This window comes from Delftia sp. WSY_12, assembly GCF_043104645.1.
Lineage (GTDB): Bacteria > Pseudomonadota > Gammaproteobacteria > Burkholderiales > Burkholderiaceae_C > Comamonas > Comamonas tsuruhatensis.
In genome coordinates this window covers 22,088-37,843 of record NZ_JBICKW010000014.1, presented here as the reverse complement: position 1 = coordinate 37,843, position 15,756 = coordinate 22,088, and the positions used below count along the sequence as shown (strand labels likewise).

18 protein-coding genes are annotated in these 15,756 nt (G+C 67.1%); 13 read left to right on the top strand and 5 right to left on the bottom strand.

Annotated elements, in window-relative coordinates:
• The 10 genes from ACF8LI_RS08445 to ACF8LI_RS08400 all read left to right on the top strand — a co-directional run.
• Positions 1–1,830 (top strand): type VI secretion system Vgr family protein (locus tag ACF8LI_RS08445; protein WP_392412361.1); only part of this gene is annotated, 1,830 nt, incomplete at its 5' end.
• 15 nt (positions 1,831–1,845) lie between these two features.
• On the top strand, positions 1,846–2,187 hold the full coding sequence (locus ACF8LI_RS08440) for a PAAR domain-containing protein (protein ID WP_392429747.1): 342 nt from the start codon (positions 1,846–1,848) through the stop codon (positions 2,185–2,187).
• Positions 2,188–2,193: 6 nt separating this feature from the next.
• Positions 2,194–2,802: a DUF4123 domain-containing protein gene (locus tag ACF8LI_RS08435; RefSeq protein ID WP_392406062.1), complete on the top strand. Its 609-nt coding sequence runs from the start codon at positions 2,194–2,196 to the stop codon at positions 2,800–2,802.
• A gap of 20 nt (positions 2,803–2,822) precedes the next feature.
• Positions 2,823–3,203, top strand: coding sequence for a hypothetical protein (locus tag ACF8LI_RS08430; RefSeq protein ID WP_227469546.1), 381 nt, complete (start codon positions 2,823–2,825; stop codon positions 3,201–3,203).
• On the top strand, positions 3,200–3,955 hold the full coding sequence (locus tag ACF8LI_RS08425) for a hypothetical protein (RefSeq protein WP_313284421.1): 756 nt from the start codon (positions 3,200–3,202) through the stop codon (positions 3,953–3,955). The genes ACF8LI_RS08430 and ACF8LI_RS08425 overlap by 4 nt, the downstream gene beginning before the upstream one ends.
• Positions 3,956–3,992: 37 nt before the next feature.
• Complete coding sequence (locus tag ACF8LI_RS08420) at positions 3,993–5,081, top strand: type VI immunity family protein (protein ID WP_392412357.1); 1,089 nt, start codon at positions 3,993–3,995, stop codon at positions 5,079–5,081.
• A 34-nt stretch (positions 5,082–5,115) separates the two neighbouring features.
• Positions 5,116–6,210, top strand: a complete 1,095-nt coding sequence (locus tag ACF8LI_RS08415; RefSeq protein ID WP_392412355.1) for a type VI immunity family protein — start codon at positions 5,116–5,118, stop codon at positions 6,208–6,210.
• Positions 6,211–6,222: 12 nt separating this feature from the next.
• Positions 6,223–6,744 carry a hypothetical protein gene (locus tag ACF8LI_RS08410; RefSeq protein ID WP_392412353.1) on the top strand — a complete coding sequence of 174 codons (522 nt, stop codon included), beginning with the start codon at positions 6,223–6,225 and terminating at the stop codon, positions 6,742–6,744.
• Positions 6,745–6,903: 159 nt separating this feature from the next.
• The gene (locus ACF8LI_RS08405) at positions 6,904–7,728 is read left to right on the top strand and encodes a UPF0149 family protein (protein WP_016450524.1); all 825 of its coding nucleotides are present in this window, start codon (positions 6,904–6,906) and stop codon (positions 7,726–7,728) included.
• Positions 7,729–7,761: 33 nt separating this feature from the next.
• Complete coding sequence (locus ACF8LI_RS08400) at positions 7,762–8,076, top strand: helix-turn-helix domain-containing protein (protein WP_012202639.1); 315 nt, start codon at positions 7,762–7,764, stop codon at positions 8,074–8,076.
• Here the strand turns inward: ACF8LI_RS08400 and ACF8LI_RS08395 are convergent.
• From ACF8LI_RS08395 to ACF8LI_RS08375, 5 genes are all read right to left on the bottom strand, one after another.
• Positions 8,057–8,548, bottom strand: coding sequence for a CinA family protein (locus tag ACF8LI_RS08395; protein WP_392412351.1), 492 nt, complete (start codon positions 8,546–8,548; stop codon positions 8,057–8,059). The two genes, ACF8LI_RS08400 and ACF8LI_RS08395, sit on opposite strands and share 20 nt — an antisense overlap.
• A gap of 10 nt (positions 8,549–8,558) precedes the next feature.
• Positions 8,559–9,059 (bottom strand): phosphatidylglycerophosphatase A, encoded by a 501-nt coding sequence (locus ACF8LI_RS08390; RefSeq protein ID WP_012202641.1) that lies wholly within the window; start codon positions 9,057–9,059, stop codon positions 8,559–8,561.
• 130 nt (positions 9,060–9,189) lie between these two features.
• Positions 9,190–10,842: a DUF4139 domain-containing protein gene (locus tag ACF8LI_RS08385; RefSeq protein ID WP_244387666.1), complete on the bottom strand. Its 1,653-nt coding sequence runs from the start codon at positions 10,840–10,842 to the stop codon at positions 9,190–9,192.
• A 38-nt stretch (positions 10,843–10,880) separates the two neighbouring features.
• On the bottom strand, positions 10,881–11,846 hold the full coding sequence (gene thiL, locus ACF8LI_RS08380) for a thiamine-phosphate kinase (RefSeq protein WP_392412349.1): 966 nt from the start codon (positions 11,844–11,846) through the stop codon (positions 10,881–10,883).
• 65 nt (positions 11,847–11,911) lie between these two features.
• A complete protein-coding gene (locus tag ACF8LI_RS08375; RefSeq protein ID WP_047219821.1) occupies positions 11,912–12,811 on the bottom strand; it encodes a LysR family transcriptional regulator in 900 nt (299 codons plus the stop codon).
• 70 nt (positions 12,812–12,881) lie between these two features.
• Here ACF8LI_RS08375 and ACF8LI_RS08370 point away from each other — a divergent pair, with 70 nt between their 5' ends.
• From ACF8LI_RS08370 to ACF8LI_RS08360, 3 genes are read left to right on the top strand one after another with little or no spacing between them, the layout of a single operon-like run.
• Complete coding sequence (locus ACF8LI_RS08370; protein WP_392412347.1) at positions 12,882–14,330, top strand: acyclic terpene utilization AtuA family protein; 1,449 nt, start codon at positions 12,882–12,884, stop codon at positions 14,328–14,330.
• Entirely contained in the window at positions 14,327–14,698 is a 372-nt protein-coding gene (locus ACF8LI_RS08365; protein ID WP_013804720.1) for a hypothetical protein, read from the top strand. Before ACF8LI_RS08370 ends, ACF8LI_RS08365 begins: the two co-directional genes overlap by 4 nt.
• A gap of 48 nt (positions 14,699–14,746) precedes the next feature.
• Positions 14,747–15,730, top strand: a complete 984-nt coding sequence (locus tag ACF8LI_RS08360; protein WP_016453952.1) for a tripartite tricarboxylate transporter substrate binding protein — start codon at positions 14,747–14,749, stop codon at positions 15,728–15,730.
• Positions 15,731–15,756 lie beyond the last annotated feature (26 nt).

The following is a 15,756-nucleotide window of genomic DNA, read 5'->3' as shown; positions in this document are numbered from 1 at the left end:
GGCGCATTGCCCGGCGGCGAATCCATTCCCTTCTATCCCCCGGAAAAAGCCGCCGCAGGCGACCAGGAAAACATCCACACCTGGCAGCTGGAGCAGGAAATCAAGCCGGGCCGCCATTACATCGACGACTACGACTTCAAAAAGCCCCGGGCCGAACTGTCCCACATGCGCCGCGATCCACCGGGCCATGCGCACGACGGCCATGAAACCTACGAATGGCCGGGCGGCTACACGGAGTACGGTGATGGAGATGCCTACATCCGCGTGCGACTGAAGCAAGGCCTCACGGGCCACAGCCGGGTGCGGGGCCAGTCCTGCCACCGGGCGCTGGCCACGGGCTACACCTTCAGCCTCTACAACTACCCGCGCGGGGACCAGAACCGGCAGTACCTGATCACGGGCCTGAGCTACCACCTCAAGGAGAACCCTCGCGTCAGCGCGATCTCCAGCGTACGTGGCGTCCCATCCGCACCGAGTACCCGGGACGGCGCCAAGGAAGAAGGCTCCTTCCAGCGCTACGAGCTGCAGGCCCAGCCCACGGATCTTGCCTTCAAGCCACCGCGCACCACGCCCAAGCCGCGCACCACGGGGCCGCAGACGGCCATTGTCGTGGGCCCGGCCGGGCAGGAAATCTGGACCGACGAATACGGCCGCATCAAGGTGCAGTTCCACTGGGACCGGCTGGGCAAGAAGGACCAGAACTCCAGCTGCTGGATCCGCGTGGCCACCAACTGGGCCGGCCCGGGCTTTGGCGCCATCTCGATCCCCCGCATAGGGCATGAGGTGGTGGTGGACTTCCTCAATGGCGACCCCGACTATCCGCTGGTCACGGGCTGCGTCTACAACGCGGCCAACATGCCGCCCTGGGCGCTGCCGGCCAATGCCACGCAATCGGGCATCAAGACCCGATCGAGCAAGGATGGCAATCCGGGGTCAGGCATGAAGAACGGCCAGGGCGACGCCAACGCCATCCGCTTCGAGGACAAGGCGGGCGCCGAACAGCTGTGGCTGCACGCGCAAAAGGACCAGCTCACCGAAGTCGAGAACGACGAAGACAAATGGGTGGGCAACGACCGGCGCAAGACCATCGACCGGGACGAGACCAGCGTCATCCACCGCGACCGCACCGAGACCGTGGACCGCAATGAGAAGATCGATGTCCACGGCTGGCGCACGGAGGTGGTGGACCTGGACGAGACCCTCACCGTCCACCAGAACCGCACGCGCACGGTGGACCTGGATGAAAGCATCCGCATCTGCAAGAACCGCACGAAAACCGTGGATGCCAATGGACGCGACAGCATCGGCCGCAACTGGACCCTGGCCACGGGGCGCATGAAATCCGAAACCGTGGGCATCGGCTACACCCAGGGCACGGGCCTGTTCAAGATGGTCACCGTGGGGTGTGCCTACAACCTCAACGTAGGCGCGGTGCTGATGAGCAACGTGGGTGTCCTGCGAAGCGACAGCGTGGGGATGGACTGGAGCCGGACCGTGGGGCGCAACCGCAGCGCGCAGGTTGGAAGCGATGAAGGCCTCATCGTGGGCAACAACCGCAGCAGCACCATCCAGAACAACGACAGCACCGAGGTAGGGCAGGACCAGGCGGTCAACGTCGGCAACGACCACGCGCTGCGGGTGGGCGCCAACAGCCTGGTCGATGCGGGCGGACAGCTGGCCCTGGCGGCGGGCACCACGCTGACGGTCGATGGGCAACAGGTCATCGTCACCGGCACCCGAAGCATCCGGCTGCAATCGGGGGCGAGCTCCATCGAGATCTCTCCGGCCATGGTCGAGATCAAGTCGCCGCTGGTGAAGATCAACTGCTGAACCCGGGACACTCGCATGGGACAACCTGCAGCAAGAGTGGGCGACATGCATGCCTGTCCCGCCCACGGGGGCGGGGCCATTCTCTCCGGCCAGGCCGATGTGCTCATAGGCGGCATGCCGGCGGCCAGGGCCACGGACCAGGCGCTGTGCCCCCGTTCGCCGCCCGACGCCATTGCCGAAGGCGAAGCCACGGTACTGATCGGCGGCAGGCCCGCGGCCCGCATGGGGGACAGGACCCTGCATGGCGGCGTGGTCGTCTCGGGCTGCACCACCGTCTGGATCGGTGCGAATGCGGGCCGGTGCCTGGCCGAAGCCGCGCAATCGGGGGCCGCCTTCGTGTCGGCCATGGAGGACTGAATCGCCATGTCCACCTTGATCCCCCCAGGCCCCGGCACGCCGGACGATCTCCAGATGGCGCGCCAGGCCGTGCTCGAAAAGGTGGCGGCGACCTATGACGGCCTGCTCTACGCCATCGTGGATGCGGCGGCGGATGAGCACCTGCATGACGCCATCCTGGCCGAGCCGCCGCAGTCGTGCATCACCTGCCTGTATGACGGCATGCCTGCCGCCCGCTATGCCCGCTACGCGCCCTATCTCATGCGGGTGCATGCAGGCAGTCCGCTATTCCAGCGCTGGCCGCATGAAGGCTGGCAGGCGCACTGGGGCATTTTCCTGATCAGCCGGCTGCCGGCCCCTGCGCTCAAGCGCCATCTCAAGCGGTTTCTGCAGGCCAGGGGAGACGGCGGCCAGCGGCTGTGGCTGCGCTTTTACGACCCGCGCGTGCTGCCTCGCCTGCTGGCGCAGTTCGACCCGGCGCATCTGGGGGACTGGTTCCGCGGCCACAGCATCCTCGCCTGCCTGGCACCGCATCCCGAGGGGATCTGGGTCGGCTTGGCTAAGCGCAAGTTTCTGGACCACGTCACAGGCCTGGCACGCCTGGACAACAGGCAATGGGAGGTGTCTTCGCCATGATGGAAATTTCAACCCTGGAAATGCAGCGCACGCTGCGCCGCAACCTCGTGCCCAGCGAAGAAGGGATTGCCGCCATCGTGCGGCAGACCTGCCATCTCAGCGAGCAGGATTGGCCGCATGACAGGCTGCTGGCCCACACCCGGCGAGGCCTTGACCGCGCGGTGGGCTGGGGCCTGTCGACGCCGGACGATGTCATCGGCTTCCTGGCCTTGCGCCACCAGTTTGGCGAGCGCTTCGACGAATTTCCCGCCGTGCGCAAGTTTCTCTCGCGCACCGACCTGCCGCCTGACGGACGCATCCAGTTGATGATGCTTGAACTGCCGATGGGCATCTGGGACGTGGTGCGGCGGCGCACACCTGCTGGCGAATCCTCCTCGCCCCTCGGCGGGCCTGGCGCATGAGCTGCGAACAACTGGTCCCCGCCTTCATCGCCCTCAATCGCCTGAAGCGGTCCAGGGACCTGTGCAAGGCCGTCGTGCTTGTGGGCTTCAACAAGGTATGCGGCACCCGGGACTTCGACAATGAACTGGACCGCAGGGCGCTGTGCGAGCTGTTTTGCTGCTGCATGACCGGCGGCCTGGGCCAGCGCTGCGTGGCCGGCGTGGTCATGCAGGCCGACGGGTTTGAAGGCTACCGGGGCTACTACAAGCAGGAAGTGCCGTACCTGAACAAGGCCCCCGTCATGTCGCGCAACGAGCCCGTGCGCCCCACGCGCAGCCGGCCTGCGGGCTCGCGCATTCCGGATGTGGTCGTGGTGAAGAACCCGCGCCTGCCGCCTGTGCTGGACAACGTGCAGCGGGTGTATGAGATGAAATTCCCGGGGGATAAATTTTCTTCAGAATTTGGGCCAGACGGCAAGATACAGTTTCAGGCATATAGCGACATTTTTAAAGAAAAGTTTTTCAAGGATGCCTTAGACGCAGGAAGTTGTGCTTGCGAAGGCGATGGAGAAACGACGAACGAAGGCGTATTGAACCAAGCAATGCGATGGCAGGCCAACAGAGAAAAGGAAATTTATTTGGCAGAACGGGTAAATGCGGATACGGCAGCAGCAATTGGGGCTGCGGCCGGTGCGTCCGCATTGGGGCGTGTACTCCGAGGTGTAGGTGCGGTGGGAACCGCACTGGCAAGAGTCCTCGGCGTGACATTTTGAAGCAATGGCTTCGGTACGGTCAGATATGGAGATGGATATGGCTAAAGACTTTAATAAACCTTTAAGCACCAAAGAACTGCAAAAAGCTACCGTGGCGACTATGGATATTCTGAAAGCGATGGTATTACAGAATAGATTTGGACGTATTTGCGCAAGAGCTGGGTGGACCATCGAAATGGTGTTCCATGAAGGGGATTCACTGGCCGTACGTGAGCGTGCATGGAAAGTGATTGATCTGTTTTGTGAGGTTGTTGGCGCAGACAAGCTTGCAATATGGTGGGGTCTGGCGCCTATGTCACTGACCAGCAAGCAAGCACAAGCGAGAATTGCCAAACACAAGCCGAGTACGCTTAACAATCCCGAAGGGTTTGCGATGATTTTTGATCTAGCTTCGGGAAATCCAAAGCCACCAGATGACTGGGTTGAAAATGCTCAAGACTTTCGACTTCACTGCCGTATAAACAACGATGAAGGTATTTGGCTACATGACCGCCATATCTCGCCTGGCATAGGTCCTGCCATGTCTTTCATTCGCATGGCGTTTCCCGCATGGTGGATTCTGGGTCAGCCGCCCGAGCGCAATGTGGGCCGGATCACCTCCCAGGTGGTGGAATTAATGCAACCCTTCTGGGCTATTGCCGGGTGGGGTGTCATTCCTGCAGTGGAAGAACGCAATATTGGACCCGATGGCAAGGGCCAGCAGGTGCTGTATCCCTATCTGAAGCGGTTCCCAGGATTGAATGCCATAGGAAGTCTTGCATTGTTCGATCATGACTTCAACAACGCCATGTACAGCATCAACTGGCTGAGTTTTGTCAGCGATGCCTTGCTGGAAAAACTGGGCGGGCGAGAGGCCGTGCGAAAGCAGGTGGAGGCCAGTCAGTATCTTTCGGCCGGGGATGTGGGCAACTGCCTGGGAATCCGTGCGGGAGACTTTCCTGGTCTGGGGGATATGGATCAAGGACTGACGCTGCCCGCCTTTGGCGAGGCGGCGCGCCTGCTCAAGCCTGTTCGCGCCAGATCCCGGCTCAACAACTTCATCGGCCCACCGCCTTCGGGCTCCAATGATGAACATGCGTGGCTGCTGGCATGCGATGCCTATATGAGTCGGTTTGATTTGTTCTGATTTCTGATGTTTCGAAGGAATGGGGAAGATCACAATGGCTGCGGAACATGATTTCGATTGGCCTTGGGGCAATGAGAAGGCGGATGCTTCAACCGTGGCGACGATGGATATTCTCAAGGCGCTGGTACTGTGCAATCAGTTTGGTGATGTCTGTGCAAGAGCCGGCTGGACCATTGAAATGGTGTTTCATGAGGGGGATTCCTTGGCTGTGCGTGAACGTGCATGGAAAGTGGTTGATCTTTTTTGTGAGGCCGTAGGGAGGGAGAAATTGGTTTATTGGTATGACGGAATGCCTGCCATGCTGACCAGCGCAGTGGCACAAAAGAAGTTGACCGCGAAGAAGCAGAAGAGCTTGGATAACCCTAAAGGTTACGCATTGATTTTCCATATGGCATCGGGTAAGCCAAATCCTCCTGAAGCGTGGGAGAACAACGCTCAAGATTTTCGTCTTTATTGCTGTATTGAGAACGATGAGGGTATTTGGCTGCATGATCGCCATATATCACCTGGCATAGGTCCTGCCATGTCATTTATTCGCATGGCATTTCCTGCGTGGTGGATTCTAGACCAGCCACCTGAGCACAATGTGGGCCGGCTTACCACCCAGATGGTGGAGTTGATGCAGCCCTTCTGGGCTATTGCAGGCTGGGGCGTCCTGCCCGCAGTAGAAGAACGCAATATTGGACCCGATGGCAAGGGTCAGCAGGTGCTGTATCCCTATCTGCAGCGGTTCCCCGGATTGAATGCCCTGGGCAGTCTTGCATTGTTCGATCATGACTTCAACAACGCCATGTACAGCATCAACTGGCTCAGTTTTGTCAGCGATGCCTTGCTGGAGAAGCTGGGCGGGCGGGAAGCGGTGCGCAAGCAGATCGAGGCCAGCCAGTATCTTTCGGCCGGTGACGTGGGCAACTGCCTGGGAGTCCGTGCGGGAGACTTTCCTGGGCTGGGGGATATGGAGCAGGGACTGACACTGCCCGCCTTTGGCGAGGCGGCGCGCCTGCTCAAGCCTGTCCGTGCCAAATCTCGGCTCAATAACTTCATCGGCCCACCGCCTTCGGGCTCGAATGATGAACATGCATGGCTACTGGCGTGCGATGCCTATATGCGTCGCTTTGATGAATTCTGAATGGAAAGCACCATGAAGCCACAGCCCATCGCCCCGTTGATGGATGCCGTGTTGCGCACGCTGGGACGGCACAGCCGGCAGGATTACCTGCGCCTGGCTCTGCACCAGGCGGGATTGAGCGATGCGCAGCTGCTGAAGATCGATCACGCCCCGCCTTACCCGGTGACATGGGCGGAGACGGGGCTGGGCCTGGTCCTTCAACGCCTGGCCTGGGGCGACATGCCAGGCGCTCCGACATGGGGCGTGCACAGCGTGACCCTGGATGCGCAGCGCTGGAAGGGGTCCTGGCCCATGGGCCTGGATCCGGAGACCGTGACCGCGCAGGAATTCGTCAGCCTGCTGGCCCAGGACCAGTCCGAGGCGCTGTGCCTGCCCCAGATGGCCTGCTGCACGACCCGCGGTTTCGACGAGCAGACATGGGCACTGGTGGCAGTCTTTGGCGGCGCCAGCGGCGCTTTGCAGAATTTGACGATGAGCCGGGTCGGGGAATGGGTGGGGCTTTCCATGCTCCCGGCCTGGCAGGGAGCCGGGTAGCGGGTGGGCCATGTGGGCCATGTGGGGCGATAGGGCCCCGTGGGCGCCAGTTCCGACCGGGCGCCACGGACATGGCGGCGCGGCTACACTGCGGGCCATTCATTCGAGGGGCTGGCCGTGGCCGGTTCCTTCTCCCTGTTTTCCCTAGAGATTTCCGCCATGTCCAACGACGCCCACGAAGCCACCGCCCTGCCCGACGAGCCTGCCCTGACGCCCGAGGCGCTGGAGGAGCTTGACGATCTGCTCGACGAGCTGCGCACGCGCGGCGAGGAGATTCCGCAGTGGGAGTTCTGCGACGGTTTCCTGACGGCGCTGATCTGCACGCGCCGCGAGGTGCCGGCCGCCGAGTGGCTGCCCATGCTGCTGGGCGACGGCGGCACGCTGGAGGCGGCCGAGGGCCAGCCGCTGCCGCTGATGGAAGTGTTCAAGGACGCGGCGCAGCAGGCGCGCTTTCTGGAGCTGGTGGGCCTGCGCATGGACGAGATCCGCACCCAGCTGGACGCCGACGTGAAGACGCTGGAAGACGACCGCACCTTCCAGCCCGAGGCCATGGACATGCGCGGCGCCATCCTGTCGCTGCCCGAGGAAGAGCGTCCCGATGACGGCGAGATTCCTTCGTTCGGCCAGATCTGGGCGCTGGGCTTCATGTTCGTGGTCGAGAACTGGGCCGAGGAATGGGCCGCGCCGCGCGACAAGGAAGCCGCCGGCTGGCTCAACGAGGCGCTCAACGCCGTCGTGGCCCTGACCGAGGACGACACCGGCAAGCCCGAAGTCTGCATGTACGACGAGGACGGCCCCGCCAGCACCAGCCAGGAGCGCGTGGAGCAGTTCGGCGAGGCCATCTGGGCGCTGTACGACCTGCGCCAGATCTGGAAGAGCATGGGCCCGCGCCAGGAAACCATCGTCAAGGGCGAGCAGCCGGGCCGCAACGACCCCTGCCCCTGCGGCAGCGGCAAGAAGTTCAAGAAGTGCCACGGCGCCTGAGCGCCCGCGCCACAGGCTTTGGATGCACGGGCCATGAGACATATCGGTGAACGCATACGCGCCCGCCGCGCCGAACTGGGCATGACCCAGGGCCGGCTGGCCGAGGCCGCAGGCATCACGGCCTCGGCCGTGTCGCAGATCGAATCGGGGGCCATCCGCACCCTCAAGAACGACACCCTGGCCCGCGTGGCCCTGGCGCTGCAGACCACGGCGCTGGAGCTGACGGCGGGGCTTGAAGACGACAACGCGCCGCTGCCCGTGGACGAGCAGCGCCTGCTGGAAAGCTACCGCGCCCTGCCTGCACCGCTGCAGGAGATCGCGCACAGGCTCATAAAAGCCTTGCGCTGATCAGCGCATTGAGGCGCTGCAAGGCATGGACCGCGGTGGCCTGGCGCACGGCGGCGCGGTCGCCGTCAAAGCGCAGGCATTCGCTGTGCGTGGTGCCGTATACGTTCCAGCCGAACCAGACCGTGCCCACGGGCTTGGCGGCGCTGCCGCCGCCCGGCCCGGCCACGCCTGTCACGGCCACGCTGCACTGCGCGCGTGAGTGGGCGATGGCGCCTTCGGCCATGGCGCGCGCCACGGGCTCGCTCACGGCGCCGTGTTCGGCGATCAGCGCCTCGGGCACGCCCAGCAGGTCGTGCTTGGCCGCGTTGGAGTAGCTGACAAGGCCGCGCTCGAACCATTCGCTGGAGCCGGCGCGGTCCGTGCAGGCCGCAGCGATCATGCCGCCCGTGCAGCTCTCGGCCGTGGCCAGCATCCAGCCGCGCTGCAGCAGCAGGCCTGCCAGGGTTTCGACGAGTTCGTTGGATGCGTTCATGCCAGCTCCTTCAGCCGATGAAATGGCGCCACAGCGCGATGACCAGCAGCGTGCAGAAGGCGGCCACCAGGTCATCGAACATGATCCCCCAGCCGCCGCGCCAGCCGAAGCCCTTGAAGCACCGGTCGGCCCATTTGACGGGCTGGGGCTTGGCGGCGTCGAAGAAGCGAAACAGCGCAAAGGCGATGAGCTGGCCCCAGAAGCCCGTGGGCATGACCAGCCACAGCACCAGCCAGAAGGCCACGATCTCGTCCCAGACCAGGTTGCCCGGGTCGGCCACGCGCATGTGGCGCGCCGTGACCGTGCAGGCCCACCAGCCCAGGGGAATGCTGCCCGCGATCAGCAGGCCGATCTGCTGGGGCGTGAACCAGTGCTGCAGCAGCAGGAAGGACAGCCAGGCCCACAGCGTGCCCACGGTGCCGGGCGCGATGCGCCCCAGCCCCGAGCCCAGCCCCATGGCGATGAAGTGGGCCGGGTGGGACATCATGAATTCCAGCGTGGGGCGAGCCATGCCGCCCTGCGGCGGGCCTTCCGGTGGGCGCGCCGCAGAGGCAAAGGTGGGGGTAGCAGGATCGCCGGAAACCTCCGGCCGCAGCGGCGCGTCACTCATGGGGCGAGATCATAAGCGCGGCCCTGGTGCTTCACTGACGCTCTTCGACCGCCAGATCCTGCGGATGGCGGATCTGGTGGCGGGCCTCGAAGCTGGCGCTGGCGCCAGCGGCCAGCGGCTGCTGCCAGGCGATCATGCCGTTGCGGTCGTTCCAGCGCGTGGTGGACGGCTGCGGGTTGTATTGGGACTGCACGCGGATCTGCTCGTTGCGCGAGACGGGTGCGGCGTCCACCACCTGCAGCTCGATGGCGCGGTCATGGCGGTTGTCCACCTGGAAGCGCCGCGTGACCTGGCGTTCGGTGCTGCTGCTGAGCAGGCCGCCGCTGCCCGTGGCCGAGTCCACGGGCAGGTTGCGCACCACCACCTTGTCATCGCGGCCGAAGGACAGGCCCTGGGCCAGCGCGGCGGCGTTGCCGAAGTCCAGCCGGCCCTGGCCGGCGAAGGCGCCGTCGCGGAACAGGGCCACGGGGCCTGCGGGCCAGACACCGGCCGGCACGGCCAGCTGGGCCACCAGGTAGGCGGCCTCTTCCACGGCGGGCGCCGTGCGCGTGAGCAGGGTGGCCGGCAGGTTCTGCGAGCCCAGGGCCAGGGTCACGCGCTCGCTGCTGGAGGGCACGCTGATGCGGTAGGGCACGGAGAACTGCGTGGCGTAGGCGGTGTTGAGGCTGGCGACATCGAGCACCGGCAGTTCGGCGGCCTCGCCGGCCGCCCCGGGCTTGCGGGCGCGCTCCAGCATCATCGCAGGGGCCGCCGGGGCCGGCGCTGGCGCAGGGGCCATGGCGGCCACGGGGCGGGGCCGTTCCACATCCAGCGTCCAGGGATTGGGCAGGCGTGCCTGCGTGCTGCGCGAAGGCTGGCCGGTGGATAGCAGCAGCTGCACCTGGCTCCAGTCCTCGCCGCTGTTCTGGGCCACCAGGGCCAGGCGTTCGATGGCCACCGTGCCCTTGGCCGGGTCCAGCTGGGCGCGGTAGGTGGGCTGCCAGCTCGGGCCGCGCACCTGGTAGGTGAGCTGCACATTGGCATCGGCCGGGCTGGCCAGTTGCACGGTGACCTTCATCACCTGGGCGTTGCCTGCGCCCGTGCGGTCGCGTTCGAGCTGCAGCGGCCTGAGCTGCTCCTGCAGCGCCTGCTTTTGCCGCAGGATCTGGTGGGCGCGCAGCGTGTTGCCACGGCTGGTGCTGCGCAGCGCCTCGGTGGCGGCGCCCAGCTGGCTGGCGGCGGGCAGGGCGGGGGCTTTGGCGTCATCGCCGGGCTTGGCCAGGCCCTGCAGGTAGTCGCCCACGAGCTTGGCGGCGGACTCGTCGGCCTCCAGCGCGGCCAGCTGGTCTTCCAGCGTGCGGATCTGCTGCTCCAGCGGGCTGGCGCAGGCCTTGGAGGCCAGTTCGCGCGGCTGCGACTGCAGCTTGTAGTCACCCAGGCGCACGCCGGCATCGGCGCTGACCTGCAGGCTCTGCGGGTCGATGGAGCCGGGCAGGCATTCGAACACCAGCTGGCGCGTGGCGGCCGTGATGCGCGCCGTGCGCTCCACCGAGGCCACGCCCGCATACAGGGTGACGCGCGCGATGGGGGCGCGGGCGATGGTGGCTTCCTGGGCTTGTGCCTGGGCCTGGACCGGGGTGCCTGCCAGCAGGAAGCAGGCGGCTGCCAGGGCAGAGAGGGCGGGCAGGGCGGAGCGTTGAACCATGGGCAGTCCTTCTCGGATGAAAGTGGTTTGGCGCGGCGTCAGGCCGCAGCGAAGTGGTCGAATGAGGCCCATCGGGGCGCCATGGCCGCACCGTCCGGGCCGATCAGCCGCAGGCCGGGCTGCTCCTCGATGCAGCCGATGCGCGTGACGCGCGTGGCGCTGTCGCGGCCTGCGGACTGCACGGCATCGCGCCGGTCGGCCGGGGCCGTGAAGCACAGCTCGTAGTCGTCGCCGCCGGACAGGGTGCACTGGTGCAGCAGGTCGATGGCCAGGGGCGTGTGCCGGCCGGCATCGAGCAGCGGCGTGATCAGGCGCGTATCCAGGCTGGCGCCCACGCGGGATTGCTCCAGGATGTGGCCCAGGTCGCCCAGCAGGCCGTCGCTCACATCCAGCGCGCTGCTGGCAATGCCGCGCAGCGCCTGGCCCAGGGCCACGCGCGGCGTGGGCGCTTCCAGGCGCTGGCGCGCGGCGGCCAGCGTGCCGGGTGGCAGGGTGGTGTGGCCCAGCAGGGCTTCCAGCGCCAGGCGGGCATCGCCCAGGCTGCCGCTGACCCAGATGTCGTCGCCCGCGCGCGCGCCGCTGCGCAGCAGGGCCTGGCCGGGCGGCACTTCGCCGAAGACGGTGATGCAGATGTTCAAGGGCCCCTGGGTGGTGTCGCCGCCGACCAGCTCGCAGCCGTGGGTGTCGGCCAGGGCCAGCAGGCCGGCCGCAAACGCCTCGGTCCAGGCCGCATCGGCGCGCGGCAGGGACAGGGCCAGGGTGAAGGCCAGCGGACGCGCGCCGCAGGCCGCCAGGTCGGACAGGTTCACGGCCAGGGATTTGTGGCCCAGCAGGCGCGGGTCCACGTCGGCGAAGAAATGCCGGCCCTCGACCAGCATGTCGCTGGAGACGGCCAGCTGCATGCCCGGCGCCGGGGCGAGCAGGGCGCAGTCATCGCCCACGCCCAGGGCGGCGCGGCGCACGGGGCGCTGGAAGAAGCGGCGGATCAGGTCGAATTCACCCACGGTGGCGGCTTTCGGATGCGTTTGGCGATCGGGCTATTGTGCTGCGAGGTTCGTGCTGCCCCGTATCAGGTGGTCTCGCCCGCACCGGGCCGATGCTCCAGCGCCAGCGCGTGGAAGGCCTGGGCGGCCGGCGACAGGCTGCGCTGGCGCCTGCGCACCAGGTACAGGTCGCGCCGGCGGTCGGCATCGGCCAGCGGGCGCGTCACCAGGCCAGGCTGCACGAAGTGGAACAGCGCCAGGGCCGGCACCACGCTGATGCCCAGGCCCGCGCGCACCATGCCCATCACGGTGGCCAGGTGCTCCACCTCCAGCAAGGTGTTGAGGGGCGGGGCCTGTTCCTGCGATTCCAGGTACTGGCGCACGCTGCTGTGGCGGGCGAGCTGGATGAAGGGCTGGTCACGCAGGTCGGCCATGGCCGGCGCGGGCAGGGCCGCCAGCGCATGGTCGGCGCGGCAGACCAGGTGCAGCCGGTCGGCGCAGAACCATTCGGCCTGCAGCTCCTCGGTGTCGGCGCGGATGGCGGCCAGCGCCAGGTCGGCCTGGCCCGAGGCCACCTGGGCGATGCACGATTCGGACAGCAGGTCCGACACCTGCAGCTGTATGCCCGGATGGCGCGCATGGAACAGCGCCAGCACGGGCGGCAGCCAGGCCGCCGCCAGCGAAGGCAGCAGGGCGATGGACACGCGCCCGCGCTGCAGCGCCGCCGCCTCGCGCAGGCCGTGCACGGCATCGCCCAGGTCGGCGCGTATGCGCTGCGCGGCATCGAGGAACTGCGCCCCCTCCTGCGTCAGCGCCACGTGGCGCGTGCTGCGGTCGAACAGGCGCACGCCCACGCCGTCTTCAAGCCCCTTGATCAGGGCACTGAAGGCCGGCTGCGACAGATGGCAGCGCTGCGCGGCCAGGGTGAAGCTGCTGAGCTGGGCCAGGGCGATGAAGGCATCGAGCTGGCGGGAGGAGATATTCATCTGGTTTTTGGATAAGTCGATCCGAACAATCGATTTCACAGATTAGCAGCGGCTGCCTACATTGGCTCTCATGGACAACCTGGAACCCTCTCTTGCCCCGGACAGGCCCCCGCTGTGGGTGGGCTGCGCAGCCGGCTTCTCGGGCGACCGCACCGATGCCGCCGCGCCCGTGGTGCGCGCCCTGGCGGCCAGCGGCCAGAGCGCCTGCCTGATCTTCGAGACCCTGGCCGAGCGCACGCTGGCGCTGGCCCAGCTCGCGCGGCGCGAGCAGCCCGACGCGGGCTATGAACCCCTGCTGGAGGACCTGCTGGAGCCCGTGCTGGCCGACTGCCTGGCGCATGGCATACGCATCGTCAGCAACTTCGGTGCCGCCAACCCCGAAGGCGCGGCGCGCTGCATCCAGCGGCTGGCGCAGCGCCTGGGCCTGCGCGTGCCGCGCATCGCCGTGGTGCATGGCGACGATGTCAGCGGCCCGGCGTACCGCGGGGCGCTGCGGGCCGCGCTGGGCGCGGAGTTTCCCGAGGATTCGCTGGTCAGTGCCAACGCCTACATCGGTGCCCGCGCGATTGCCGAGGCCCTGCAGGCCGGCGCCGAGATCGTGGTGGCCGGCCGCGTGTCCGACCCCTCGCTGACCCTGGGGCCGGCCATGGCGCATTTCGGCTGGGCCTGGGACGACTGGGACCGCCTGGCGCGCGCCACCATGGCAGGCCACCTGCTGGAATGCGGCGCGCAGGTCACGGGCGGCTACTTTGCCGACCCGGGCTTCAAGGACGTGCAGGGCCTGGCGCGGCTGGGCTATCCCATCGCCATCATCGAGCCCTCGGGCGACTGCACCATCACCAAGCCCGAAGGCACGGGCGGCCTGGTCAGCGAACGCACGGTCAAGGAACAGCTGCTGTACGAGGTGCACGACCCGGCCGCCTACCTGACGCCCGACGTGGTGGCCGACCTGTCCGAGGCCGAGGTGCACCAGGTGGGGCCTGACGCCGTGCGCCTGAGCGGCGTGCGCGGCCATGCGCACAACGGCCACTACAAGGTCAATGTCTGCCATGCCTCGGGCTGGCTGGCCGAGGGCGAGATCTCCTATGCCGGCCCGCGCGCCCTGGAGCGCGCCCGGCTGGCCGGCGAGGTGCTGCGCGAGCGCCTGGGCGGCGAGGCCGCAGGCGACCTGCGCCTGGACTGGATCGGCGTGGCCAGCGTGCTGGGCGATGACGCCGGCCGCTGGCGCGACGCGCAGCCGGCCGGCGCAGCCGCCCCCCAGGACGTGCGCCTGCGCGCTGCCTGGCTGCGCCCCACGCAGGCCCAGGCGCGGCGCCTGCCGCGCGAGGTCAATGCGCTGTACACCTGCGGGCCGGCCGGCGGCGGCGGCGTGCGCACGGCGCTGCGCGCGCGGCTGGGCACGGTGTCCTGCCTGCTGGCGCAGCAGAGCGTCGCCACCGGATGGAAGTGGGCCGAGGGAGAGATCGACAAAGGGGTCGACAAAGGGGTCGAGAAAGAAGCCGGGGAGCACGCCGCATGAACACACTGCCAACCACGATGCCCGTCACCGTGCCGTTGTACCGCCTGGCGCACGGGCGCACGGGGGACAAGGGCAACCGATCCAACATCAGCCTCATCGCCTGGAATGCCGCCTGCTGGCCCGTGCTGGTGGAGCAGATCACCGAAGAGCGCGTGGCCGCGCACTTCGCCGCCCGGCGCCCGGCGCGCGTGCAGCGCTTCGTGCTGCAGCGCCTGCAGGCCATGAACTGGGTGCTGGACGCGGTGCTGGACGGCGGCGTCAACGACGCGCTCAACCTCGACAGCCACGGCAAGGCGCTGTCGTACTGGCTGCTGCAGATGCAGGTCCACATACCGGCTTCGCTGCTGCCCCACCTGGCGCCGGAGTAGCCGGCAGCACCCGCCCGTCACACATTCATCACAACAAAGGAGACAGACATGCACTTTTCGCACAACTTCCCCCGCCGCCATGCGCTCGCGCTGGCCGCATGCGCGCTGGCGGCCGCCGCCGCACCGGCCCTGGCGCAGGACTATCCGTCCAAGCCCATCACCTTCGTCGTGCCGTTTGCGGCCGGCAGCGCCACCGACCAGCTGGCACGGGCGCTGGGCCAGGCCGTGACCACGGCGACCAAGCAGGCCGTGGTGGTCGAGAACAAGGGCGGCGCCAGCGGCATGATCGCGGCCCAGCAGGTGGCGCGCTCGGCGGCCGATGGCTACACGGTGCTGATCACCACCAACACCACGCACGCGGCCAACCAGCATCTGTACAAGAAGCTGCCCTATGACGCGGTCAAGGACTTCGCGCCCGTGGCCGGGCTGGGCAAGGGCGGCCAGGTGCTGGTGGTGCGCGCCGATGCGCCGTACAGGAACGTGGGCGATCTGCTGGCGGCGGCGAAGAAGCAGCCGGGCAAGCTGTCGTTCGGCAGCGGCAGCTCCTCCAGCCGCGTGGCCGGTGAAATGCTCAAGCAGCTGGCCGGCGTGGACCTGATGCACGTGCCCTACAAGAGCAATCCGCTGGCCATCACCGACCTGCTGGGCGGCCAGATCGACCTGATGATCACCGACACCTCCACCGGCGTGCCCCAGGTCAAGTCGGGCAAGCTGCGCGCCCTGGGCTACTCCACCACCCAGCGCAGCCCGCAGCTGCCCGAGGTGCCCACGCTGGAGGAGGCCGGCGTCAAGGGCTATGACATGGGCTACTGGTTCGCCGCCTATGCGCCGGCCGGCACGCCCGAGGCCGTGGTGGCCCGCCTGAACCGCCTGCTGTCCGACGCCGTGCACAGCGCGGGCGCCAAGTCCTTCTTCGACATGTCCGGCTCCCAGGGCTGGACCGCCACACCGCAGGAACTGGCCGCCTTCCAGGCCGCCGAGACCCAGAAGTGGGGCCAGGTGATCAAGGCCGCCGGCATCCAGCCCGAGTAGGCCGCTCCCCCGCTCTCCCGTTCCCT